The sequence below is a fragment of the Dyadobacter sp. CECT 9275 genome (assembly GCF_907164905.1).
GTDB lineage: Bacteria > Bacteroidota > Bacteroidia > Cytophagales > Spirosomataceae > Dyadobacter > Dyadobacter helix.
The window spans coordinates 2,206,298-2,228,962 of record NZ_CAJRAF010000002.1 but is presented as its reverse complement, the minus strand read 5'-3'; the positions used below and the strand labels follow the sequence as shown (position 1 = coordinate 2,228,962).

General features: G+C 45.3%; 20 protein-coding genes. 8 read left to right on the top strand and 12 right to left on the bottom strand.

Annotation, left to right across the window (positions count from 1 at the left end):
• Positions 1 to 136 precede the first annotated feature (136 nt).
• The 3 genes from KOE27_RS17105 (at position 137) to KOE27_RS17095 (ending at position 2,397) form a co-directional block, all read left to right on the top strand.
• Positions 137 to 1,081 (top strand): ring-cleaving dioxygenase, encoded by a 945-nt coding sequence (locus tag KOE27_RS17105; protein ID WP_215240055.1) that lies wholly within the window; start codon positions 137 to 139, stop codon positions 1,079 to 1,081.
• Positions 1,082 to 1,137: 56 nt separating this feature from the next.
• Positions 1,138 to 1,764: an alpha/beta hydrolase gene (locus KOE27_RS17100; protein ID WP_215240054.1), complete on the top strand. Its 627-nt coding sequence runs from the start codon at positions 1,138 to 1,140 to the stop codon at positions 1,762 to 1,764.
• A gap of 396 nt (positions 1,765 to 2,160) precedes the next feature.
• On the top strand, positions 2,161 to 2,397 hold the full coding sequence (locus tag KOE27_RS17095) for a hypothetical protein (protein ID WP_215240053.1): 237 nt from the start codon (positions 2,161 to 2,163) through the stop codon (positions 2,395 to 2,397).
• A 57-nt stretch (positions 2,398 to 2,454) separates the two neighbouring features.
• On the opposite strand, the gene KOE27_RS17090 is transcribed toward KOE27_RS17095, so the two are convergent.
• The 7 genes from KOE27_RS17090 to KOE27_RS17060 form a co-directional block, all read right to left on the bottom strand.
• Positions 2,455 to 3,762, bottom strand: coding sequence for a DUF5690 family protein (locus tag KOE27_RS17090; protein ID WP_229252806.1), 1,308 nt, complete (start codon positions 3,760 to 3,762; stop codon positions 2,455 to 2,457).
• Positions 3,763 to 3,840: 78 nt separating this feature from the next.
• On the bottom strand, positions 3,841 to 5,199 hold the full coding sequence (locus tag KOE27_RS17085) for an aspartate aminotransferase family protein (RefSeq protein WP_215240052.1): 1,359 nt from the start codon (positions 5,197 to 5,199) through the stop codon (positions 3,841 to 3,843).
• Positions 5,200 to 5,315: 116 nt separating this feature from the next.
• On the bottom strand, positions 5,316 to 6,989 hold the full coding sequence (locus KOE27_RS17080; protein ID WP_215240051.1) for an alkaline phosphatase family protein: 1,674 nt from the start codon (positions 6,987 to 6,989) through the stop codon (positions 5,316 to 5,318).
• Between the two features lie 18 nt (positions 6,990 to 7,007).
• The gene (pbfA, locus tag KOE27_RS17075; protein ID WP_215240050.1) at positions 7,008 to 8,360 is read right to left on the bottom strand and encodes a (R)-1-hydroxy-2-aminoethylphosphonate ammonia-lyase; all 1,353 of its coding nucleotides are present in this window, start codon (positions 8,358 to 8,360) and stop codon (positions 7,008 to 7,010) included.
• A 169-nt stretch (positions 8,361 to 8,529) separates the two neighbouring features.
• Entirely contained in the window at positions 8,530 to 9,660 is a 1,131-nt protein-coding gene (locus tag KOE27_RS17070) for a TIGR03364 family FAD-dependent oxidoreductase (protein ID WP_215240049.1), read from the bottom strand.
• Positions 9,657 to 10,358 carry an HAD-IA family hydrolase gene (locus KOE27_RS17065; protein ID WP_215240048.1) on the bottom strand — a complete coding sequence of 234 codons (702 nt, stop codon included), beginning with the start codon at positions 10,356 to 10,358 and terminating at the stop codon, positions 9,657 to 9,659. Before KOE27_RS17065 ends, KOE27_RS17070 begins: the two co-directional genes overlap by 4 nt.
• 272 nt (positions 10,359 to 10,630) lie before the next feature.
• Positions 10,631 to 11,209, bottom strand: coding sequence for a helix-turn-helix domain-containing protein (locus tag KOE27_RS17060; RefSeq protein ID WP_215240047.1), 579 nt, complete (start codon positions 11,207 to 11,209; stop codon positions 10,631 to 10,633).
• A gap of 309 nt (positions 11,210 to 11,518) precedes the next feature.
• Here KOE27_RS17060 and KOE27_RS17055 point away from each other — a divergent pair, with 309 nt between their 5' ends.
• Entirely contained in the window at positions 11,519 to 11,740 is a 222-nt protein-coding gene (locus KOE27_RS17055) for a hypothetical protein (protein WP_215240046.1), read from the top strand.
• 53 nt (positions 11,741 to 11,793) lie between these two features.
• Here KOE27_RS17055 and KOE27_RS17050 read toward each other — a convergent pair whose 3' ends face one another.
• Positions 11,794 to 12,315 (bottom strand): YfiT family bacillithiol transferase, encoded by a 522-nt coding sequence (locus KOE27_RS17050; protein WP_215240045.1) that lies wholly within the window; start codon positions 12,313 to 12,315, stop codon positions 11,794 to 11,796.
• Positions 12,316 to 12,558: 243 nt separating this feature from the next.
• On the opposite strand from KOE27_RS17050, the gene KOE27_RS17045 reads away from it, so the two are divergent.
• Entirely contained in the window at positions 12,559 to 13,338 is a 780-nt protein-coding gene (locus tag KOE27_RS17045) for a murein L,D-transpeptidase catalytic domain family protein (RefSeq protein ID WP_215240044.1), read from the top strand.
• On the opposite strand, the gene KOE27_RS17040 is transcribed toward KOE27_RS17045, so the two are convergent.
• The 4 genes from KOE27_RS17040 to KOE27_RS17025 form a co-directional block, all read right to left on the bottom strand.
• Positions 13,296 to 14,492, bottom strand: a complete 1,197-nt coding sequence (locus tag KOE27_RS17040; protein WP_215240043.1) for a L,D-transpeptidase family protein — start codon at positions 14,490 to 14,492, stop codon at positions 13,296 to 13,298. The two genes, KOE27_RS17045 and KOE27_RS17040, sit on opposite strands and share 43 nt — an antisense overlap.
• A 265-nt stretch (positions 14,493 to 14,757) precedes the next feature.
• Positions 14,758 to 15,957 carry a PepSY-associated TM helix domain-containing protein gene (locus tag KOE27_RS17035; RefSeq protein WP_215240042.1) on the bottom strand — a complete coding sequence of 400 codons (1,200 nt, stop codon included), beginning with the start codon at positions 15,955 to 15,957 and terminating at the stop codon, positions 14,758 to 14,760.
• 214 nt (positions 15,958 to 16,171) lie between these two features.
• On the bottom strand, positions 16,172 to 16,690 hold the full coding sequence (locus KOE27_RS17030; protein WP_215240041.1) for a hypothetical protein: 519 nt from the start codon (positions 16,688 to 16,690) through the stop codon (positions 16,172 to 16,174).
• A complete protein-coding gene (locus KOE27_RS17025; protein ID WP_215240040.1) occupies positions 16,674 to 17,705 on the bottom strand; it encodes an AAA family ATPase in 1,032 nt (343 codons plus the stop codon). The genes KOE27_RS17030 and KOE27_RS17025 overlap by 17 nt, the downstream gene beginning before the upstream one ends.
• Positions 17,706 to 17,886: 181 nt before the next feature.
• Here KOE27_RS17025 and ileS point away from each other — a divergent pair, with 181 nt between their 5' ends.
• The 3 genes from ileS to KOE27_RS17010 all read left to right on the top strand — a co-directional run bounded on the left by ileS (position 17,887) and on the right by KOE27_RS17010 (position 22,634).
• The gene (ileS, locus tag KOE27_RS17020; RefSeq protein WP_215240039.1) at positions 17,887 to 21,312 is read left to right on the top strand and encodes an isoleucine--tRNA ligase; all 3,426 of its coding nucleotides are present in this window, start codon (positions 17,887 to 17,889) and stop codon (positions 21,310 to 21,312) included.
• A 130-nt stretch (positions 21,313 to 21,442) separates the two neighbouring features.
• A complete protein-coding gene (locus KOE27_RS17015) occupies positions 21,443 to 22,222 on the top strand; it encodes a 3-hydroxyacyl-CoA dehydrogenase (protein WP_215240038.1) in 780 nt (259 codons plus the stop codon).
• Positions 22,223 to 22,229: 7 nt separating this feature from the next.
• The gene (locus KOE27_RS17010; protein ID WP_215240037.1) at positions 22,230 to 22,634 is read left to right on the top strand and encodes a hypothetical protein; all 405 of its coding nucleotides are present in this window, start codon (positions 22,230 to 22,232) and stop codon (positions 22,632 to 22,634) included.
• Positions 22,635 to 22,665: the final 31 nt, after the last annotated feature.

Genomic DNA, 22,665 nt, shown 5'->3' with positions numbered 1-22,665 from the left:
GCTACATTTATTCTGATTCGCAGTTACCCGATTTTCCGGTTCGGTCAAAATTTTTAAATAAAATTCCGTTCTGTGAACTTATTGTAATAAATACATGTATATACATTAAATGTAACAACATATAAATTCAAATAACATGAAAACGCTCATAAATGGCTTGCACCATATCACCGCACTGGCAAGTGACGCACAGCGCAATGTAGATTTTTACGTAGGAGTTTTAGGGCTGAGGATGGTTAAAAAGACGATCAATTTTGATGCTCCTGATGTATACCATTTATATTATGGCGATGAAACAGGTTCTCCTGGTTCTATCCTTACCTTTTTTCCTTATGCAGGTCTTCAGCGTGGACGTAAGGGTGGCGGGCAGCTAACCTATACCGCGTTTTCTATCCCTACTGCTTCTTTGAGTTACTGGATGGACAGGCTGACTCACTTTGGAGTACCCTTTGCAGGTCCTTATCAGCGATTTAATGAAAGTTATCTGCGGTTTGAGGATTTTGACGGTATGGGTGTAGAGCTCGTTGCTAACGGTATTGATAAAAGGCCGGGCTGGGATAACGGAAAAATTCCGGCAGAGTATTCCGTTCGTGGCTTTTACACAGCAACCCTGAATGAATTTAATGTAGACAGGACTGTTTCTCTGCTTACAGACGTCATGCAGCATAAACTGATCGCGGAGGAGACTGATCTGTTCAGATTTGAAGCACCCAATGGCGGACCCGGTTCGTATGTAGATGTTTTAAGATCTCCCAAAGATGTCAGGGCTTTGCAGGGAGCGGGTTCGGTACACCATATAGCATTTGCCACTGAAACGGATGAAACACAACTTGAAATAAGGGAGAATCTCTTCGGTGCAGGGTTTAATCCGACGGAAGTTTTGGACCGGAATTATTTTCACAGTATTTATTACCGCGAACCAGGCGGAATATTATTTGAGATCGCGACGAATCCTCCTGGCTTTGCAGTGGATGAAAAAGTGACGGAACTGGGAAGTGCCCTGAAATTGCCTGAATGGTACGAGCCAAGAAGAGAAAAAATTGAAGCAGGCCTGCCACCGATTGTCGCAATAGCAAAATAATGGAAGTGGGGAGTGGCAGTGGTTCACTCCCCGGTTTAATCTTAGATCAGGATGATATGCATAACGCAAATAATGTTGTAACCAAAGGGTTTCCGCTGGATGAAGCGGATAAAGTGATGATCATGATCCACGGAAGAGGAGCGAGTGCGCAGAGCATTTTGTCTCTTTCGGATCATTTCAAAGCGGAGAAAATGGCTTATGTTGCTCCACAGGCAACGGGAGGGTCGTGGTATCCCTATTCCTTCCTTGCGCCGATGGAGCAGAATGAGCCCGGACTTTCATCGGCACTTGGCGTAATTGGAGAGCTGGTTGCTCAGCTGCAAACCGAATACGGGTTTAATAAAAAGGATATATACCTGCTGGGCTTTTCGCAGGGAGCTTGTTTGTCATTGGAATTCGCAGCGCGGAATGCTGATGTTTTCGGGGGTATTTTTGGATTGAGCGGCGGGCTGATCGGTCCGGATGGAACCGCCAGGGATTATCAGGGCTCTTTCGGCGAGACTCCGGTTTTCCTGGGTTGCAGTGATACCGATTTTCATATTCCCAAGGAAAGGGTAGTTGAAAGCGGAGAGGTGTTCAGGAAGATGGGAGCCGATGTGAAGGTGCGGCTGTATCCGAATTTCGGTCATCAGGTGAATGAAGATGAGATTGATTTTGTGAATAAAATTCTGTCAGACGGGTAATTTTAGTCAAGAACATTCTGTGTTGCCCTTTTATTAAAAGCTACAATAAAAAGTTGTTAAATTTATATATAACACACATGGAATCAGTCATTTGGTCTCGGATTGGAAAAATTCGTTTTTCTTGGTTTTTCATTGCTGATATTAGGTGAAAATGGGGTTTGACAAAACATGTTTATTGTACTTTTAAAATACTTGAAATTTGGACTATTTAAGGGCGTTTTGGAGTATTAGTTTTGATTAAGTGGTTGAAAATGAGATCAAATAAATTCATCAACTCTATTTGCCATTCGACATATTTAGAATCCGTTTGAAACATATTCTATAAATAAAGCGAGAATGGAGGTTACTTTTGTATTGTCATTAAGACAAAGACAAGACACAAAAAATGAAATGACTATGAAAAATTCAATTAAATCCATTATAGCAGTAGCTGCACTAAGTACAACTATCGTCTTTACATCATTTGCAGAGGGAAATAAAGTGACTGATGCAAAAAATCTGCTTCCGGTTTCGATACCCGTTGTAGAGAGCCCTGCTCCTGAAAAAACGAAACAGGCTACAGAACTTAAAACTTATTCACCCGCTCAGAAAGCTGCGATTGTAGAATTGAAGTTTGAGAAAAACTCAAAATAATGAATTAGGAAGGTTAAGTTAGGGATAAAGAGGAGAGGCGGCTTGCTTCTCCTCTTTTTATAAACTGGGGAGCGGCCATTTCTTTTTCTGCCGGGCAGCGGAATTGTGATAGAACTCCAGGTATAAATTGGCAAGAACCAGCAGTACAAGGCCTGTTATGGCCTGAAGATATGAGAACTGCATCAGCACGTTAGACCAGCTCAGATCTTTCATGAAAAATTCCTTGTAAAGTAAAAGGCCTGCACTTCCCATGTACCCTATACTCTCGCAGATATAAACAAAAAAGCCTGCGTTAGCTTTCATGCGGAAAAGTGCGATCATCCGTTCAAATATCACTGTTTGGATGGCCGTGTAGGAAAGGAAAAAGCCCACGCCGATGAGCAGCATCCAGTAAAATCCGGTAATGATTTCCTGCTGAAATAAGTAGGTCGCCAGTCCGCTTAGTAGCATCCCGCCCAGCAGGATCAGGTTGGTGAGCCTGAATCCGATGAGATTGCTTTTGACAAAAGCAATACTCCCGATTACTACCAAAACAACAATTCCGGATATCATCTCTGTCTGTGACAACACGCTGCTCGACCAGTTGGCATCAATCTCATTCCAAATCTCAATCATAAAATTATCCCTGAAATCCCGGATCACCACCAGGATCGCATAGCATACTACTAAGCAAAGGATGGGGAAGCCAAACTGAAACATTACATTTCTTTTGTCTTGTGCGGTCATGGGCAGGCGTTCGGTACGATGCGCTATATCGTCCTGGCTCGGCGCAGGAATGAGCGCGAGCATCCATACAAAAAACAGGAAAAGCGGCAGGAACAAAGCGCCCATAAAAAAGGGCATCCAGAATTCCGAAATGCCTGGCAGCAAAAGATGAAGCTCGATATAAGTTGTTTTTAAAATGCCGGAGGCAACTACTACACTTATGCTCAGTCCCATGGCGATCATCTCGGTGAGCCGCCTTCCCTCAAGAAAGCTGAACACCACGCCGTACACCATTCCCAAAGGCAGGCCATTCACAAATAAGAAAACGAAGTTGTAAGGATGCGGTACGATACCAAAAAGGAAAAGGGCAGCCTCGGCAATCAGTATGAGGCCGATGATCAGTTTGATCCTGTCCTTCGGATTAAGCTCCGAAATAACCTTTATGCCGGTGAATTTGGAAATGGTGTAACCGGCAACCTGGGAAATGATCAGAACGGCCTTGTAGCTTACACCCCATATTTCCAAGCCCTGATACAGCCCCGCACTAAATGGCTTCCGAAATGCATACATACAAAAATAGGAACCAAAAGATGCCACAACAGCCCATAGAATGAATAGTGAATTGGAGCGGGACAATGCTTCTCGGATACGCAGTATCATATTTTAAGTCTGTTTTCGCAGTTGAATGGAAGGGCTGCTTATGGGCTGAGCATTCAGAAACTTCTTCCTGATAACAAATTAATGGGCCGCAATGGCGACTGTCAGTGCTTGCTCAACAATTTGAAGAGCCTGTTTTAATTCTTCCCTCGTGATGATCAATGGGGGAGAAAGCTGCAGCACATTTCCCTGCGATACTTTAAAACTCATGCCGTTTTTCAGGCATTCATACATCACAATTTCCGCTTCCCTGATGGCCTTTTCCTTGGTAAAAGGATCCTTCACCAGCTCAATTCCCCAGAGTAACCCAAGGCCCCGGATGTCTCCGATGATCGGAAATCTTGCCTTTAAACCCTCAAGTTCCTGCTGCATGAATTTTCCGTCGTCAACCACTTTGGCAAGAATATCCTGCTCTTCAATATATTCCAGCATAGCCAGCGCGGCTACACTGCCCAGCGGACTTTTTTCGTGTGTGAAATGCCCCAGCGATACACTCCCTGTCACATTATAACTTTCGCGGGCCACTATTGCCGCCATGGGCATGACACCTCCGCCCAGTCCTTTGCCCAGACAAATAATATCCGGTTCAATACCATAATGCTCAAATGCGAACATCTTTCCTGTTCTGCCAAAGGCTATCGGGATTTCATCCAGTATCAGCAGCACTTTATGTTGGTTACAGATCTCTCTGACACGCGTCCAATAGGCTTGTGAAGGTATCTGCACGTCGGTGTTCCGAATGGTTTCGATCACAAACGCGCCTATATCACCTTCTTTTTCAATCACATATTCAAGGTAATCCGCATAGGCCAGATCTCCGTTTCCTGAGGCTGTAAAAGGACCGCGGTAGGTCATAGGCGGTGGTATACGCTCTACTCCCGGCATTAAGGGTCCTATATCTTTTCGGAAGTCCAGCTCACCTCCGGCAGAAATGGCATCCAGGGAAGCGCCGTGAAATGAATCCCATAAGGAAACGATTTTATGTTTTCCGGTCACGATCCTGGCCAGCTTAAGGGCCATACTGATAGAGGAGGTACCTCCCGGAGCGAAAAGTACTCTTTTAAGGTCGCCAGGGAGCAAATCTGATAATTTTTTTGCCAGTTTGATAGCCGGTAAGTTGGTATATCTTCTCGGTGAAAAAGGAAGGATATCCATTTGCTCCTTCACTTTTTCGATGATATAAGGATGTCCATAGCCCAATTGATGGACATTGTTGCCATGGAAATCCATGTATCTTTTCCCTTGGACATCAGTCAGATAAATGCCTTCGCAGGAGGCGAGCACATCGAGGCAGGGTGTGGAAAGGGATTGGTGTAAAAAATATTCGGCGTCTTCCTCCAGATAGGCAAGCGTTTCAGGGTCGTTCATCACAGCATACCACTGGTTCCTGGCCGACGATAAATTAATATCTCCCTCTGTCCGGTTGTGTGTCTCACTCATTGTTTTTTCTTGAAAGAATTGTTGTACTGTAAAATAGCTAATCGGTGGTGTAACGCCAATTTCAATCCACCTTAAATTGTCGTCGGTTACTGAAAATACAAGAAGGTACCGTGCTTTTATTTTAGAAAGAGTTTGTCGGCCGGGATCAGCTGCTTCGCAATACCGGGGCCTTTGTAAAACGCGTCCAGCCAGAAACCGCCGCCGTTGTTGTAAAACTCAACCCTGATCGCATGTTTCCCAGCAGTCAGTTTTATCGTTCCGGTTTCTTCCATCACGCCGTGATTTCCGTTGTTGTCCACAACTTTCTGCCCGTCTATATAAAGCATGCTGCCGTCATCCGAACTGGTGGAAAACAGGTACTCTCCTTCCTTGTCGATCTGAATAAAACCTTCAAATTTTAACGCAAAACTGGAATTTCCGTTTTTAAAAAGGCTGCTGATCTGTTCCGTATTGGTACCCACCTCCTGACTTACCCACGACTGCCCTTTTTTTAGCTTGCCATAATCGGGAATCTCTTTTAATTCATTTCCTTCGTAAAAGGTAGTAGTAAGTCCGTGGCCATTGGTTTCTTTTAAAACCCTGAAATAGGCCGTAGTTACCAGGCTCTCATTTCCTGAACCATCAAAACTCCTGGCCTTGATAACCGTTGTCCGGTCAAGCGAGAAAGGATTGCTGTAAATAGCTGAGGAACTGTCGGGTTCGGAGCCATCGGTGGTATAACGGATCTGTCCTCCCGAGACAGGTGTCGACATTTTTACGGAAGGTTTTTCGTTGATATATAGGCCCCCGGCCTGCGCATATAATTTTTTGTCGGGATAGATAACAGGCTGTGCAATGGTTTCCTGGCCAAGGTAAAGATTTTCGGGTTCATCAAATCCTTCAAAAGCAGGTTTGATGGCCCTTCCAATCCAGGCATACGGAGGGGTGAGGTTAAATGCAAAGGCAATGGTGGCTGCCAGGTCATAGGTATATACCTGTTGTTTCAGTTCATATCCCTTTTTTACATCTTTTCCATAAAGTATCATTGCTATTTCGGCCTCCTGAGGAGTAGCTCCACCGTGACCGTAGCCGATCCCGCCATGATCTGCCGTAATAATCACCAGTGTACTCTCTTCTATTCCGGCTTCTTTTATTCCTTCCAGTACCTTCCCGATCAGTGAGTCGGCCTTGGAAACCGATTTGTAATATGCCGGGGTTCCGTGGCCGTCGTGATGTCCTGCATGGTCCACATGGTCCAGGTGCATAAAAGCAAAGGTTGGTTTTTTTGTTTTGATGTAGGAGATAAAATCACTGGCCGTTGAATCTTCGGTTGAAAAATGCTTATCATGATTAACCGCATTTTTCTGAAATAACCTACCGAATCCACCCCAATGGTAGGAAGTTCCAATTTCCGCATCAGGTTTGTTTTTTCGTATCAGGCTGAAAATCGTTGGAAATCTACCGTCGGGCTCCTGCACTACTGGCGGTAAGGTGTGGTCATCCATTTCCCAGTCGTTGTTGATAATGCCGTGTTGCTCAGGACCCGCTCCCATGATCATGGAAGCCCAGTTCTGGCTGCTGGAGGAAGTAAGAACCGTGCGCACATTCCATTTTACAACCCCGTTGGCCACCATACTGTCAAGTACCGGAGTGCTGGCTTTTTTTATACCGTCCGGGCTCAGCCCGTCTACGCCGATTACAACCACATGTTCAATTCCTTCGGGAAATCTCTGATCACTTTTTTTACATGCAAAAATGGAGATACCCGCCAGAGCAAGCACTGCAAAAGGTCTTAATTTTATTGGTTTCATATTGGGTTAAGGATTTTTTTATGAATGCAGCTTATTTCTTATGAATGCAACTTTCAGCGCATCCACTATCTGGTCGCACTGGTCTTTGCCAATGATCAGAGATGGCCTCATGGTCAGGATATTGCCTTCAATTACCTTAAATGCTATGCCTTGTTTGAAGCAATCATACATAATGGTTTCGGCATACTGAACCGCCGGTTCTTTGGTGGCCGGGTCGGTCACCAGGTCAACTCCGATGTGCAACCCCTTACCTGCAACATTGCCGATAACGGGGAACTGTTGTTTTAATTCATTGAGCTGGCTGATCAGGTAGTCACCCAGCGTGGCTGAATTTTCCACCAGGTTGTGTTTCTCTATGTAGGATATAGTTGCAAGCCCGGCTGCGGAGCACAGCGGATTTTTTTCATGCGTAAAGTGCCCGATAGATCTGTGCTGGAGAACGTTGTATTCCTCTTTGGTTACAATTCCTGCGAAGGGCATCAGGCCGCCACCCAGCGTTTTGCCAAGGACCAGTACATCGGGCGTGACATAATGCTCGGAGGCAAACCACTTACCTGTCCTTCCGAAGCCCTCAATGATTTCGTCAAAAATCAGGAAGATTCCGTTCGCGTCGCATATTTCTCTGACCTGTTGCCAGTATGTGGTGGAAGGTACCACCGGCGTGGCGGATATCGGCTCGGCTACCAATGCAGCTATATCCGGATTTCGCTTGATGATCAGCCTTAACTGCCGGAGGTACTCAGCATCAATGGCATCACGGTCGGTCCAGCCCCAGGGGTTCCTGTAATAATTTGGAAATTCAATATGGAAGCCGCCTGGTACCATGGGTCCTTGTCCGGTTGTGAAATGCTCTTCTCCACCCAGGGTCGACGACTGAAAGCCGTTGCCATGGTAAGAATCCCAGTAAGATATGGTTTTCCAGCGCCCGGTTATTTGTTTGGCCAGCGATACCGCCATTTCAATAGCTTCGGAACCTCCCGGGCAAAACAGCACACGGTTCAAACCTTCCGGCGTAATTTCCGTCAGCTTTTTAGCGAGTTTAATTGCAGGAATGTTGGTATACCGTCTGGGCGTAAAGGCAAGGTTGTCCTGTAACTGGCTTATCACCGCCGCGATGATCTCCGGGTTAGAAAATCCTGCGTTATGTACTCCATTGCCGTGCAAATCAAGATAGCGATTCCCGTGCAGGTCCACAATATAGGCGCCTTCGGTACGGGAGAGTACGTTCATTACGGGTGTAGACAGCGCCTGGTGAAAGAAATACCTGGCATCTTCGTTGATCCAGTTGCGGGTCTGCTCGTCCAGCCCATCAATGTAAGCCGCCCGGAGTTCTCCCGCATTGTTGTCTCCTTGTTCTTTAGAAACTTCCATTATCTGCGTTTTTTGTTAAACATCAAAATAATTATCGGATCCAGTCTTTCACTTTCCGTCCATTGGAATTCCTTGTTTTATTCATGCCGGCGAGCACAGACCGAGCCTGGTTTGCCGGTAGTTAATATACGTTCATGAAATGTATTTACCAGTCTGCGCCATTTTTCGGCTATGGTGCATAGGTGCCTGCCACAACTTCTTCGCATAATCCGAATGACAACGTCATACCTGCACCTCCCAGCCCGTTAATGATGGTCACGCCGTCTTCCGGTTTTAGTACAATTTCGGTTGCGCCATTTGTCATTTTAGCATAGATACCATGCCAGGTTTGAAATACTTTGGGCGATTTGAATTGTGCAAATGTCCCCAGGTAGTTCAGTATCAGCGTGTTGATAAACTCCCTGTCGAAAGGATCGAACGTCAGCGCGTATTCATGCGAATCGCCGACGGTAATTTCTCCCAGGCCATTTTGCGAAGCCATCACATGAATGCCCCATTTGAGGTATTCTGGATATTCCGTTTTATAGCGCTCTTTAAGGGCCGGAAGTGATGCTGCCACCTTAAATCCCTCGTAATGGATCAGGGAGAGGCCACCACACAAGGACGGCCCTATTTTCCAGTTGTCTGGCTGAGCTTCCAGGCGCAGCATTTGCAATTTACATTTGACTAAGGGCGCATTTCTGAACTGTTCGGGGTAAAGGGTTTCAAAATCCGCACCGCTGCAGACATATATTTCGTCTGCTGTCCAGCTTTTGTTTCCCGCCAGAACCTGCGGGTAGGTTATCTCCGTTGCTGCAGTATCCCAGATAAAGTTGACGCCGAATACCTCCGCGAGGTATCCAGGTATCCCGGCGATCGCTTCACGGGGGTCCACAATCATCTCATCCTCCGAAAACAGCGAGCCTAGCAAGCCCTTCGGATTCACTGCAGGCGACTTGGTAAGTGTTTCCTGGGGTGATAAAATTCTCACCGGTCGCTCGCTGCTGCTGCCGGCTACAAACTGTTCCATGACTTCAAGCTCGTCCTGCTGGTAGGCCATGTGTAAACTTCCCGCCTTGTGAAACCAGCAATTGGCACCTGTCAGTACTTCTTTCCATATTCTCTGTGCATTGAGCGCACGCTGGTACAGTTTGCCTTCGGGCTGGCCGATGGGCCATTGCATCCCGAAATTCCGGATGGATGCTCCTACCGCCTGAGAGGAACGTTCTATTACGGTAACCTGATATCCTCTTACAGATAAAGCTCTTGCGGTAGCAAGCCCCACTATACCAGCCCCGATTACTATCGCCGACTTGCTCATATAATCGCTTTATGAGATTTAACTTTAATGATATCCAGTATTTCCGAAATGTCATCCACCACGTGGGTTGGTTTGTAGGGGAGTAATTCAGCTCTGGTAAAAGCTCCCGTAGTTACGCCTATGACATAGGCGCATCCTGCGTTAATGCCTTCATTGATATCCACTTCGGTATCTCCTACTTTGGCAACTTTGTCGGCAGTTGTTATGCTTAGTTCCTTCATGATCTTCTCTATCATGAAGGGGTATGGGCGGCCCTTTGGTACTTCATCACTGGCCACCAGCAGGTCAATTTTGTCCTTCCAGGCAAGCCGTTTCACAATTACATCTGCTATGTCTCTTGAAAAACCAGTATTCAGGGCAATTTTGATGCCTTCTTGTTTCAGCGTTTCAAAAGTTTCCTCCACGTGGGGCAAAGGACCAATTTCTGCTGTAGTTTCATAAAAGCGGATCATACTGCTCACAAATTCTGCGTGGATGTCTCCAACAAGGCTGTCGGTGATTTTGTCCCTGTCTGGTTCCCGCTCTTCCAGCATCATTTTTATTGCGAGAGGTTTTTCATAACCCATGATCGGATTTATCTGCTCAATTCCGATGGAGTATCCAAACGACTCCATGGCTTGCTGAAAAGCAATGCCGACATAATTTTTGTCTCTGACCGTTGTGCCGGCCATATCGAATACTACTAGTTCTATTGCCATTCCTGTTAACCTTAATATTTAGTATTACTACACTTTTATATTCTGTCCCTTGTCGAAATCTCCCGAAGAGCATCTTAAAATTAGGTGAAAGAGACTTAAAAATCAAGAAATAGTTTAGTAATACTTAAAAAAATCAAGTTTATTATATTTTCTAATGTCAAATTAACAGATTGTTGGCTATAAAGAGATGAAGCTAATGTTAATTAATATTTAACTTTTAATGAAAAATTAACCTGCCGGTCATTCATGCCCGGAGTGCTGGAAATTCTCGGTCAGGCCGTTTCATTAAAAAAATAAATGACCAGCAGCAGGGCTTCGTCTCCGTCGATACATTTTGGGTTATGCAGCTCGTTGGCGTCAAAAAACATGGAGTCGCCCTGATTGAGCACATACTTGTTTTTTCCAACGGTGTATTCAACTGAACCCTGAAGTACGTATTTGAACTCATAGGCATTTGTGCGAACCATTGGCCTGCGCGCACCCTTTTCGAGACGGAGAAGTACCACATCAATATGGTTATCTTTAAACTGCTTGCTGAATATCCGTTGATAGAAGAATCCTTTGGCATTTTCTTTGGTAAAAGGCTGGTAACTTTCCTTTTTGCGGATCAGAACATTCTCACGTGAGGTGCCGGAAATGATATCTTTGAAAAAGAAGTTCAGGTCAATATCCAGGGCCTGAATCAGGCCGAGCATGACGGGCAGCGAGGGTATGGTTCGGCTGTTTTCGATCTGAGAAACCAGGCTTTTGGTTACTCCTGCCTCATCGGCTATCTCCTGGAGAGTTACCCCCTTGTTTTTTCTGACCTCCTTAAGCTTATTGCTGATCTGGAAAAGAATGTCGTCCTGCATAATCGAATTCGTATGGCCTGAAAGGCGATGGTAAATATAAAATCGTAAGACCGAGGTCAATTTATGTAAATTACTTGTCATCCCGGCCATGGTCAGGATTTACTTTATGTAAAAATAATATAATGATTTGTTCCTGCTGTTATTCGGTTTATTCCTGGACGGTATTTGAAAATAGCCATGACTCTTTGTTTCCGCCAGCTAAAAGGTACTTGCCGATAAATAAGTATATCCCCAAAAAAGTCTGGACCACTGCGGCAGCAATCTTTGTTTGTGCGTAATTAGTGGTAAACTAGCACTTACACTCCTCTGATGATTAAGTCTGTTATTTGTTCTTTGTTGCTTTTACTGGTGAATTTTTCATCCACAGCACAGTACACACCTGTGCGGCAAACCCTGTCCGAAAATGGGTTTGGGGACGTATTAATCCCGCTTTGGCTTATTTTCCTGGTGGTTACCGTGTTGCTCTTATGGTTTGTCAGGCAGATGTGGATCGCCTTTGAGTCCGAGGTTAAGCTGATGAACCAGGCCTGACCGACACGTTGCGGTAAATGGCAGGGGGGTAGATTTTCGCTTTCCTAAATTCCTCAATTTTTTAACGCTAAGGCGATGTGCGCCAGATGATGCCTGCCATGCCATTCCAATATTGCAATTGCCTGCTTCTGATTGAACCGGAGCTTTCGGACAGGATGTAGGTAACTGATCAGGAGCTGATCGTCGGATAGGGTGCGGGCTAAAGTCGTGTATCGTTTATGGACCCCTTCCAGTATTACTAACGAATCCTCAACGGATGATACCATAGCATCTGGTAGTACAGCCCAGCTATTTATATCAATGAGCGTTGCCTCGTCGTAAGAAGGTTCGGTGACTGCTTTTTTGAGTCTCATGTAATGAAGTATATGCGTATCTGCCACATGGTGAACCAACTGACGGATGTTCCAGCTGCCTTCCCGGTAGGTCTTCTGAAGTGTTTCATCAGAAAGATTTTCCGTCAGTTCGCGGTACATTGCCGGAATGGCTGTAATGGAAGTAATCATATTTTCAATATCCTCGTCAGTATACGAGTCCTGAAACGTAAATGGGCCGATGGGAAATTTAAGATCTGTCATGCTGGAGATGGTCAATGAGGTTGACTGCAAAAATAAATGATAGTGTTAAATTTATCACTAAAAACGGGCTTCCAGCTGGTTATACCCTCGTTTTAATAGGAGAGCAAAATCTGCGCCGGAACCATTTTGCAAAAAGTTGCTGTTAGCCTTGCACCTTATAACGTGTAATTTCTTCTGTGTCAGTACAACTTTTGGCAAAGGAGGCGCGTTGCTTAAAGTATTGTTGAAAATAAGCTATTCGAAATGACAAAGGCTCAGGTGGTGTATGCGGCGGTGTTTCTTGCCCTCAGTGTTTCATTCGGTTTCAAAACAGTTCATTCCTTTTCAGGGTTTTCGGCTCCTCAAAATTTTTCAGCAAAATCTACTCCCGCTGATTCGGTTCCTGGAAAGCAGGATTGGGAAATATTATACGATTCCTTACATCTTGAAAAACAAGGGTTGTCACAGAAAGCATTCCAGTATGCCTGGTTTGGGTTTCAGAAAATGAAATTGGGTAATCCGGTACTGGCCATTGCGGATTTCAGCCAGTCGTCCTGCAAAAAGAGATTGTATGTCATTGACCTGATGCGTAAAAAGCTGCTTTACCATACCTACGTGGCCCATGGCCGGAATTCAGGGAATGAGTTTGCTGAAAAATTTTCCAATAACAACGCCTCTTACCAGTCCAGCCTTGGCTTTTACAGAACCCTGGGTACTTACCAGGGAAAGCATGGCCTGTCGTTAAGGCTGGAAGGCCTGGAAAAGGGGATCAACGATAACGCCTTTGAACGGGCTATTGTCATGCATGGTGCCGACTATGTCAGCGAAGCTTTTATTAGAGCTACTGGCAGGCTGGGGCGGAGCCTGGGTTGTCCGGCTGTATCTGTTCCTGATAGCAAAAAGCTGATCGAGATGTTGTACAACGGAGCTGGATTGTTTATTTATTCGCTCGATAAAAATTACGTAAAGTCTTCGACCCTCCTTTCCGGGCTGACGGAAGATCATACCTTGGGAGCGCCGCGTTTGTATACATCTTCGAAATAAAGAAGCTGGCCTTTTTCGTTACAATCGGCACCCAGGTAAAACAAAAACACGGGGATACGCCTTTGCAGTTTATGCCATTTGGGAGGTGTTGCGGTGGTATCCTGTTCTGTCAGAAAATCATTTTCAAGTAACTGGTCCCCTGCCATGAAATTAGCCAGTTCGGTGGGATGCTGCACGCGTACGCAGCCATGGCTTCTCCATCGTTGGTCTTTGCCGAAGAGATATCGAGCGTTGGTGTCATGCAGGTAAATGGCAAGCGGATTTTTGATTTCCACTTTCAGCAACCCCAGAGAGTTGTCTTCCCCCGTTTCCTGTCTGAACCGGTAGGGAAAATTCTCGGGTGCGGCTGCCTCCCAGTCTATTTCCGAAGGGTCAACGGCCTGCCCCTTTTTATCAATTACCTCTATTTTATTATTTGTCAAATAATCAGGATTGCTTTTTGCTTTGGGCAGAATTTCCCTCATCGCTATGCTTTTGGGAACGTTCCAATAGGGATGTGTCACGATACTCGTGGCGTAGGTATCCATTGTGGGCGTGGGGGTATCTCTTTTTCCCACCACGGTGCGCATGCTGATGGCAACGTTTCCAAGAGAATCCATACCTCTTAAGTAAGCTCCCTGAATATTGACCATCACAAATCGTGGAGCTCCTTGTACCTGTCTTTGCATCCAGCGGTAAGCATTTAAAGCATTCGCAACGTACCGGGCACTGTCTTTCTTGCTTTCTCTTATCAAGCGGGCATAATGCGCTTTTAGCGTGATGTAGGCAGGGTACGAAGGTTCCAGTTTTTCCATTACCTTGGGGACATTCTGGCCTTTTATCAATTCTTCTGCTGCTTCCCGTATCCGGATGGAATCGGGATTCAGTGTTTTTTCAACGAAGCGTATGTTGGACTTGCGGCCGTAGGCTACTTCCTGAAGTAATTCAAAAACGGGTGCGCTGCCTTCTTTTTTCTCAAACCGCGCTTCATTTATTCCGATACTTTTCACATAATCAAGCAAATGTTTGTATTTGCTTTCAGAACCCAATTCTTGAGCAATTTGCTCATTGGTCATGGTTTTGGGATCTTTTTTACAGGACTGAACAATTGCCAATGAAAACAGTATCAACAGTGGTATATACCTCAGTTCCCTTCTTTTTTTTAAATATTTCATGCCGACCAGAATTACTTTTCAACGGCAATGCAATTATGGTGCTAAGGGAAAGTAAATACCCAATCGTCTGATAAATAATGGATTGTATTAAAGTTTCCTGCGGTCTGTTGACCGAGAGTGGGGAAAATAGTGGGCAAAAGCCATAAAATGCCTCCAATAAAGTATCCCTAACCTGATTGAGAAATTATCAGGCTTCCAGTCTCTGACGGGTTGGTTTAATGCGAGGTTTTTTGAAAAGCACGCAACTGACGCAATAACGCACGATTCATTTAGCTTGTAAGGCTACCTTGGGTGCAGTATGTTTTGGCTTCATATTCCTGGCAGATTTCCTTTTGTTTCGGCTCTCTTTTTTTCTTCTTCCCCACCAGATCAAAAATCCTGTCACGGGCAGGCTTGCGCAGATTAGGCTGGCAAAAAATGCCAGGATTTTACCTGGCAAACCCAGTATGGCACCCGTATGGATATCGTAGTTCATCCGTCGCAGGGTTTGGGCAACATTCGCCTCGGAATACTTGCCCGTATAGGGGCCTTCTGCTTTTATCCTTTTCAAAGTATACTGATCGAAGTAATTGTAATCAACTTTGTAATAAGTACCTGCTCTGAAATTGACGTATGAAAATATAGATTCTCCGGGTAACGTAGGAATTGAAATATTGATCTCCTCGGCCGCAGGATATTCCTGTCTTAACTGAAACCAGGCTTTGTCGGCGGCCGTGGCGGGGGAATTCACCAGCGAAACCGCGGTGGTATCCGAGGCTGGATTGTAGTAATCATCCGATCCTTTTCCGCCGGTGACCGTGTAGAACGACTGCCCGAACCATTCAAAACCCCACACAAGGCCGGTAACCGCAAATACCAGGCCAACGGAAAGTACATAAAAACCCATTACGTTATGAAGGTCATAGTTTTTTCGGCGCCACGAGGCCTTCCATTTGATAGAAAAACGTTGCCGGGAAGCGGCTTTGTTTTTGGGCCACCATAATATCAGCCCGCTCACGACCATCACCAGGAATATAAGCGTGGCAGAGGCTACAACGGCCTGCCCAATCTTCTCGGGCAGCCACAGGTAATAATGCCCGTGTAAGATAAAATGGAAAAAGTCCTCGTCTTCGTTCCATATTTTGGCTATTTCACCGCTGTATGGATTAATATAAACAACGTAATAATACTCAGGATTTAAATTGTAAAAGCCCACTTCGGCATTCCTTCCTCTACCAGGATATAACACGCCATTGGCTTTTTTGCCCGGTAGTACTTCCTGCGCTTTGGCCGCAAGTATGGAAGGCGGCAAAATCTTGCCTGCCAGCGCTTCGGGCGGGGTGTTGTATCGATATGTTTGGACGATGCTTTTTATTTCCTGTTCGAAAGCCAGGATACATCCCGTCACAGAGATAACAAAGACGATGATTCCGGAGATAAGTCCGAGATAAAGATGAAGCGGTCCGACTAGTTTTTTAAACGTCATTAAAGCAGCATTACAAGTGTCACAACGCAGGAGGGCAAATGTAACTATACCAGTTCTAAATAACAAAGACAGCAATTTGCCAAATGCTGCTATAGCAGCGCCTTGTAATCAATTATATCGGTAAAACTGGAATGATTAATGCTGGTTCGGAACTTAAATGTATTAAAGTGAAGGTGATTTTAATCTTGTTTAATGCGGCAGTTCCTGAATTGTGCTAAAATTCAATCTGGTTGCCTTCCATTAAAATGGCGGTCCAGTCCTCAAAAAAATCGAGTCGAGCCTCATTATTGGACGAAGTTCTTGCCGGATACACATTTTTACCTACAAAGCAGATGATGGCATTCGGACTCTCCATGAAGGATATCCCTTTCGAACGGAAATGTTGAATTGTTTGGCCGAGCTGAATTCTGGCTCGTTTCCTCTTTTCATTTCTTTGGAGCTTTTTTGATTCACTTATTTCCAGAAAAGAAAATTGCTTATCATCAAAAATGGCACAATCACAGTGGGCTGAATCGGAATCTGTTAGAATACACTTATCAATCGCCAGAAAATGAATTTCTTTCAGAGACGGATTAACAACTTCGAAATGTCGTGGTTCCTCCTCACTTTTCCTGATAAAGCAACGTTTAGGCTCGGTTTCACTGTCGAAAATATTAAACGAGGATGCCTTTTCTGTTTCAAGACAACTCCCGGTGATTACTTGCGGAAAGGCAGTTTCAATAGCTTCCTTCATTCGCCTTTTCCGAGTAAATTTCCATCAGAGTATCAAATTCATCACCGATATCTTCTGAAACACCATCCAGTTCATTTTCAGAAATCAGGCCAGTTTTAGGATTTACGATCGAGCGAACCGTTCCGTCTGCCACAAAGTAAGCCGCAAACTCGTCAGGGTTTAACCACGACTCTCGGGGTATGATCCTGGAAATCTCTGCTGTTTGTTCCGGATGTCTTTGGGCTACTTTATAGGCAAAAAGAAGGTTGTTCAGGGAAGACAGCACGTAGGGACTGTGGGTAGTAAGGAGTGCCTGCTTTTTAAGATTATTACTTTTTGAAATAATATAATTAACCAAGCGCTTTTGTGTTATTGGGTATAAATTTAATTCTGGCTCTTCGATAATATAACAAATGTCATCGTAGTATAAGGGAGCATTTTCCAAAACAAGTTGAATGGGTATAATGGATTGGTAACCCGAGGCAGACGACGATAACGGCAAATAGTTATTTTCATCATGAAATACAAAATCCAGGCCTCTGATATTTCTATAGGTAATTCCAAGATGGGGTATCATTACATCCTTAGTGTTTCTCCTGAACAATTCGTATTCTGCTCCAAATGTCAGAATATGCTTAGGTAAAGCAATATTTCCTGCTGTAAGTCCAAAAATTGCGCTAGAAATTATAGATATTAAATTCCGCTCGGTAGGGATCAATACCGGCTTTATCAGCGATGAGCTACCCGTGTAACTGAACTCGTTCTTATCTATTTTTACATTAAGGGAGCCGGCATTATACGTTAGGAATGTACTTTCCTTCTTATAATCTTGAATGTCATAATCCTCCAAATAAAAATCAGTATTATAAGTAGGTGGCTCTGTACTGTGAAATGGTTTATTATAAATCATGGCCACCAACTTCGCCAGCGTACTCTTCCCGCTCCCTTGCGGCCCGATCAGCAAGGTTGTTTTCCTGATATCCAGTTCCGCATTTTTGATTGGACCGAAGTCCCTCACGATCAGTTTATCTGCCATTTTTATTTTCTATTTTCACAATATTACAAAATCCGGCACGGAAACGATACCCGCGCGGTCTCCCTTTCACCGAAAAATCTGTAATTTTGCACTCCGAAACGCCAAGTGCTAAATCTTTGTTACATAAAAGAAACTAAAAGCTGACCCGATGCCGGAGCCAGCTTTGGGCTAACAGTTAAAAATGAAATACAACGAGTATAAAAACCTAAGTTATCCGCAGATCGGAGATGAGGTACTGAAATTCTGGAAAGACAATAAGATTTTCGAGGCGTCCGTGGATGTTCGGGAGGGCGCACCTGGTTTTACGTTTTTTGAAGGTCCTCCTTCTGCGAATGGAACGCCTGGTATTCACCACGTTATGGCGCGGACGATCAAAGATATTTTCTGCCGTTATAAAACACTTAAGGGGTTTCAGGTAAAACGAAAGGGGGGGTGGGATACCCACGGTCTGCCGGTGGAATTACAGGTTGAAAAGGAACTGGGCATTACAAAGGAGGATATAGGCAAAACTATTTCGGTTGCGGAGTATAACCTGAAGTGCCGGGAGACGGTCATGAAATTTACGGACCAGTGGAACGACCTTACCGAGAAAATGGGATATTGGGTAGATCTGGACGATCCGTATATTACCTATAAAAATGAATACATTGAGAGCCTTTGGTACTTGCTCAAGAAGCTGTATGACAAAGGATTACTTTATAAAGGATATACAATCCAGCCTTATTCGCCGGCGGCGGGTACGGGGCTTTCCTCTCACGAGCTGAACATGCCCGGCACCTACAAGGATGTGAAGGATACCACCATCGTGGCGATGTTTAAGGTGAAGGCTTCAGAAAACAGTGAGGTTTTTAAAGAAGCAGCTGACCAGGATATCCGGATACTTGCCTGGACAACTACTCCCTGGACGCTACCTGCTAACTCCGCGCTGACGGTGGGTGCCAGCATCAGTTATGTGCTGGTGAAAACTTTTAATCCGTATACCCATGAGCCGGTTTCCGTTGTGCTGGCGAAGGATCTGATCGGTAAATATTTTTCGGAAAAGGGAAAGGATGCGGATTTTGAGGCCTATGCGGCAAGCGATAAGAAACTGTTGCCATGGAGTATTGTTTCCGAATTTAAGGGCAGAGATATTGAGGGCGTGGAGTACGAACAGTTATTACCTTACATTCAGCCGGACAAACCTGCCTTCAGGGTGATCCTGGGCGATTTTGTAACCACTGAGGATGGTACAGGAGTGGTACACACCTCGCCTACGTTTGGGGCGGACGACTTCCGGGTGGCTCAGGCCAATGGTATCCCGTCCATTATGGTGAAAGATGAAACAGGTAAGGAAGTCCCCATCGTGGATCGTCAGGGCCGTTTTGTGAAAGAAATAACGGATTATGCCGGTCGTTATGTAAAACCGGAATACTATACCGAGGCTGAGCAGAACGATCCGGAATTTCGTGCAACGGATGTGCTGATTGCGATCAGGCTGAAAGAAGAAGGTAAGGCCTTTAAGGTTGAAAAATACGAACACCCTTACCCTCATTGCTGGCGCACGGACAAACCTGTGTTGTACTATCCGCTGGATAGCTGGTTCATTAAAACCACTGCGCTGAAAGAAAGGATGGTGGAACTGAACAAAACCATCAACTGGAAACCGGAAAGTACCGGTACCGGCCGGTTCGGGAACTGGCTTGAAAATCTGGTGGACTGGAATTTGTCGCGCTCCAGGTACTGGGGTACGCCGTTGCCCATCTGGAGGAGTGAATACGGCGAGGAAGTTTGCATAGGTTCTATTGAGCAACTGAAAGACTTGCTGGAGGAGGCCATCATTTCCGGTCACCTGACAAGAGAGCAGTCTGCACATAACTCCGAATATCTGCTGAAACTTCAGCATGGTGATTTCGATCTGCACCGGCCCTATGTGGATACCATCGTACTCATTTCCAAGTCGGGACATGTGATGCACCGTGAGCCGGATCTGGTAGACGTATGGTTTGACTCCGGCGCCATGCCCTATGCACAATGGCATTACCCGTTTGAAAACGAGGATATCTATCATGAAAGTTATCCCGCAGATTTCATTTCTGAAGGGGTGGATCAGACGCGTGGCTGGTTTTTTACATTGCACGCCATTGCTGCGATGCTTTTTGATTCCGTAGCGTTTAAAAATGTAGTATCAACGGGTTTGGTACTGGATAAAAACGGCAACAAGATGTCCAAGCGATTGGGTAACGCTGTAGACCCTTTTGAAACTTTGGGGAAATATGGTCCTGACGCCACCCGCTGGTATATGATCACCAACGCCGAGCCCTGGGACAACCTGAAATTTAATGTTGATGGAATTATTGAAGTGCAGCGTAAATTTTTCGGAACGCTGGTGAATACTTATAATTTCTTTGCATTGTATGCCAATCTGGATGGATACACTTTTGATGAGTCCAAATCGGTAGCGATTGAAAAACGTACTGAACTGGATCGCTGGATATTGTCCAAGCTGAACACGCTGATCAGGGAAGTGAAAGAGCAGCTCGATGACTATAACCCTACCAAGGCCGGGCGTCTGGTTCAGGATTTTGTGACCGATCAGCTTTCCAACTGGTATATCCGCCTGAACCGTCGCCGTTTCTGGAATCCGTCGCAAGGAACGGATGCCGGATTGACAGAGGATAAACAGGCTGCTTATGAAACTTTACAGCACTGTCTGGTTACGGTATCTCAGCTGATGTCACCCATTGCGCCTTTCTTTGGGGAATGGTTATACAAGAATCTGACCGATGGCCTGCGGGAGGATGCAAAGAAAAACGGTACGCTGTTCCGTTTTGATTCTGTGCACCTGACACTTTTGGACGAGATTGAAAACGATTTCATTGATACCGATCTTGAGGAAGCCATGCAGCTAGCTCAGTCTGTCAGTTCGCTGGTGCATAGTATCAGAAAGAAACATAAAATTAAGGTACGCCAGCCCTTAAACAGATTGTTGATTCCTGCGCTGAATGATAAAACGAAACGTCAGATTCAGCAGGTAGAGTTTATCATCAAGTCGGAAGTGAATGTTAAACATGCGGAGGCCGAAACGGATGACAGCGGGGTATTTCACAAACGCGCGAAACCCAACTTTAAATTATTGGGCAAGAAGTTCGGAAGGGATATGCAGGCTGTGGCCGAAAACATAAAAGGGTGGGCTAATAATGAAATTGAGCAACTTGAAAGAGATGGCCTATTTTTAATAGAGTCATTGCGTGCGGAGATACTTCCCGAAGAAGTGGAGATATACACTGAGGACGTACCTGGTTGGCTGGTGGCCAGTGAAGGAGGCTTAACCGTGGCCCTCGATATTACTGTGACCGAGGAGCTCAGGCTGGAAGGAATAGCCCGGGATTTCGTCAATCGTGTTCAGAACCTGCGTAAGGACAGCGGTTTTGATGTGACGGATAAAATTTCGATAACGCTTGAAAATAACAATGAGTTGCTGGCCAGCGCTGTTTTAGCCAACAAAGAGTATATCTGCCAGGAGGTACAGGCGTTCGACCTTACCCTGGTCAGTGATTTAAATGGCTCTGCCAGCGAGATTGAAATGGATGAATTTTTATTAAAGGTGAGTATAGAGGTAGTTTCGTGAATGAGATATAAGCCGGTAAATGAATTTTCGGAATACAAAAACACCAACGCTTCCTGTTTAAAGTATCGGGAGACGTTGGTGTTGACAAGTCTTTAAGTGCTTTGTTAAGTCAATTTTGGTGAGATAACTCATGCAACTACAAAACGCCACCGCGCTTATTACGGGAGGAGCTTCGGGATTGGGTGCTGCCACCGCCCGGTTGTTTGCTGCTTCAGGTGCAAACGTGGTAATCCTGGATCTGAACGATTCAGCAGGTGAAATGCTGGGGAAGGAATTTTCTGCGAAAGTCAGATTCATCAAAACCGACGTTTCCAATGAAGCTGATGTACAGTATGCCATTACCCATGCTCTGGAAATGTATGGTTCGTTGCAGATTGTAGTTAATTGTGCCGGAATTGCCCCTGTCGGGAAGACGGTGGGCAAAACGGCTGGAGTTTATGGGCCGCATTCTTTGGAGATGTTCTCCAAAACAATTCAGGTAAATCTGATCGGTACTTTTAATGTAATTCGACTGGCGGCTTTTGCCATGGAGAAAAATACTCCCAACGAGGAAGGAGAGCGTGGTGTTATTATCAATACTGCTTCGGTTGCCGCTTATGATGGGCAGATAGGCCAGGTGGCTTATGCTGCAAGCAAAGGGGGGATCGTGGCGATGACCCTGCCCATTGCGCGTGATCTTGCCCGCAACGGCATACGGGTGATGGCTATAGCCCCCGGGTTGTTTGAAACGCCGCTGATGCTCGGTTTGCCTGAAGAAGCCAGGCTATCTCTGGGACAGCAGGTACCTTTTCCCTCGCGATTAGGACGTCCGGATGAATATGCCTTACTTGCAAAGTCGATCGTCGAAAACCCGATGCTGAATGGCGAGGTCATTCGTCTGGATGGTGCTATCCGAATGGGTCCTAAATAACAGTATCATGAAAAGCAGCCCGCCCGTCAGATTTCAGTTGCCAATATTTCATTGGTTGTTCCTGCTATTTCTGGCATCGGGTATTTCTGATTTTCAGAAAACTGCAAAACAGGTTTTCCGGATCGAATCGGTCAGCCAGGGTGCCCGGGGACTTGAACAGCCAACCCAACCGGTTCGGTACACCGGTTTTTACAATTTTCATTTCCATTCCCGCAACAAATTTACACTTGCGCAAATCCTCAGGCAGTTAGCGGCTGTCCTAAGCATCTGTGTAAAAATCATTCTTAAAGCTCAGTTATTGATCATCAGCAGGCTGGCACATCATACGTTGTTGCATTTCCGCAACTGCTATCTGAGTTTCGTTCTTCCGCAGCATACTCCTGCTTTCATTTACCGATCAGAACACTGCTAAATTCCGGCAGACCGTAATGGGTCTTCCTTAA

Coding starts and splice junctions, on each gene's coding strand:
- KOE27_RS17105 (WP_215240055.1), top strand. CDS start 137: ATGAAAACGCTCATAAATGGCTTGCACCATATCACCGCACTGGCAAGT.
- KOE27_RS17100 (WP_215240054.1), top strand. CDS start 1,138: ATGCATAACGCAAATAATGTTGTAACCAAAGGGTTTCCGCTGGATGAA.
- KOE27_RS17095 (WP_215240053.1), top strand. CDS start 2,161: ATGAAAAATTCAATTAAATCCATTATAGCAGTAGCTGCACTAAGTACA.
- KOE27_RS17090 (WP_229252806.1), bottom strand. CDS start 3,762: ATGATACTGCGTATCCGAGAAGCATTGTCCCGCTCCAATTCACTATTC.
- KOE27_RS17085 (WP_215240052.1), bottom strand. CDS start 5,199: ATGAGTGAGACACACAACCGGACAGAGGGAGATATTAATTTATCGTCG.
- KOE27_RS17080 (WP_215240051.1), bottom strand. CDS start 6,989: ATGAAACCAATAAAATTAAGACCTTTTGCAGTGCTTGCTCTGGCGGGT.
- pbfA (WP_215240050.1), bottom strand. CDS start 8,360: ATGGAAGTTTCTAAAGAACAAGGAGACAACAATGCGGGAGAACTCCGG.
- KOE27_RS17070 (WP_215240049.1), bottom strand. CDS start 9,660: ATGAGCAAGTCGGCGATAGTAATCGGGGCTGGTATAGTGGGGCTTGCT.
- KOE27_RS17065 (WP_215240048.1), bottom strand. CDS start 10,358: ATGGCAATAGAACTAGTAGTATTCGATATGGCCGGCACAACGGTCAGA.
- KOE27_RS17060 (WP_215240047.1), bottom strand. CDS start 11,209: ATGCAGGACGACATTCTTTTCCAGATCAGCAATAAGCTTAAGGAGGTC.
- KOE27_RS17055 (WP_215240046.1), top strand. CDS start 11,519: ATGATTAAGTCTGTTATTTGTTCTTTGTTGCTTTTACTGGTGAATTTT.
- KOE27_RS17050 (WP_215240045.1), bottom strand. CDS start 12,315: ATGACAGATCTTAAATTTCCCATCGGCCCATTTACGTTTCAGGACTCG.
- KOE27_RS17045 (WP_215240044.1), top strand. CDS start 12,559: ATGACAAAGGCTCAGGTGGTGTATGCGGCGGTGTTTCTTGCCCTCAGT.
- KOE27_RS17040 (WP_215240043.1), bottom strand. CDS start 14,492: ATGAAATATTTAAAAAAAAGAAGGGAACTGAGGTATATACCACTGTTG.
- KOE27_RS17035 (WP_215240042.1), bottom strand. CDS start 15,957: ATGACGTTTAAAAAACTAGTCGGACCGCTTCATCTTTATCTCGGACTT.
- KOE27_RS17030 (WP_215240041.1), bottom strand. CDS start 16,690: ATGAAGGAAGCTATTGAAACTGCCTTTCCGCAAGTAATCACCGGGAGT.
- KOE27_RS17025 (WP_215240040.1), bottom strand. CDS start 17,705: ATGGCAGATAAACTGATCGTGAGGGACTTCGGTCCAATCAAAAATGCG.
- ileS (WP_215240039.1), top strand. CDS start 17,887: ATGAAATACAACGAGTATAAAAACCTAAGTTATCCGCAGATCGGAGAT.
- KOE27_RS17015 (WP_215240038.1), top strand. CDS start 21,443: ATGCAACTACAAAACGCCACCGCGCTTATTACGGGAGGAGCTTCGGGA.
- KOE27_RS17010 (WP_215240037.1), top strand. CDS start 22,230: ATGAAAAGCAGCCCGCCCGTCAGATTTCAGTTGCCAATATTTCATTGG.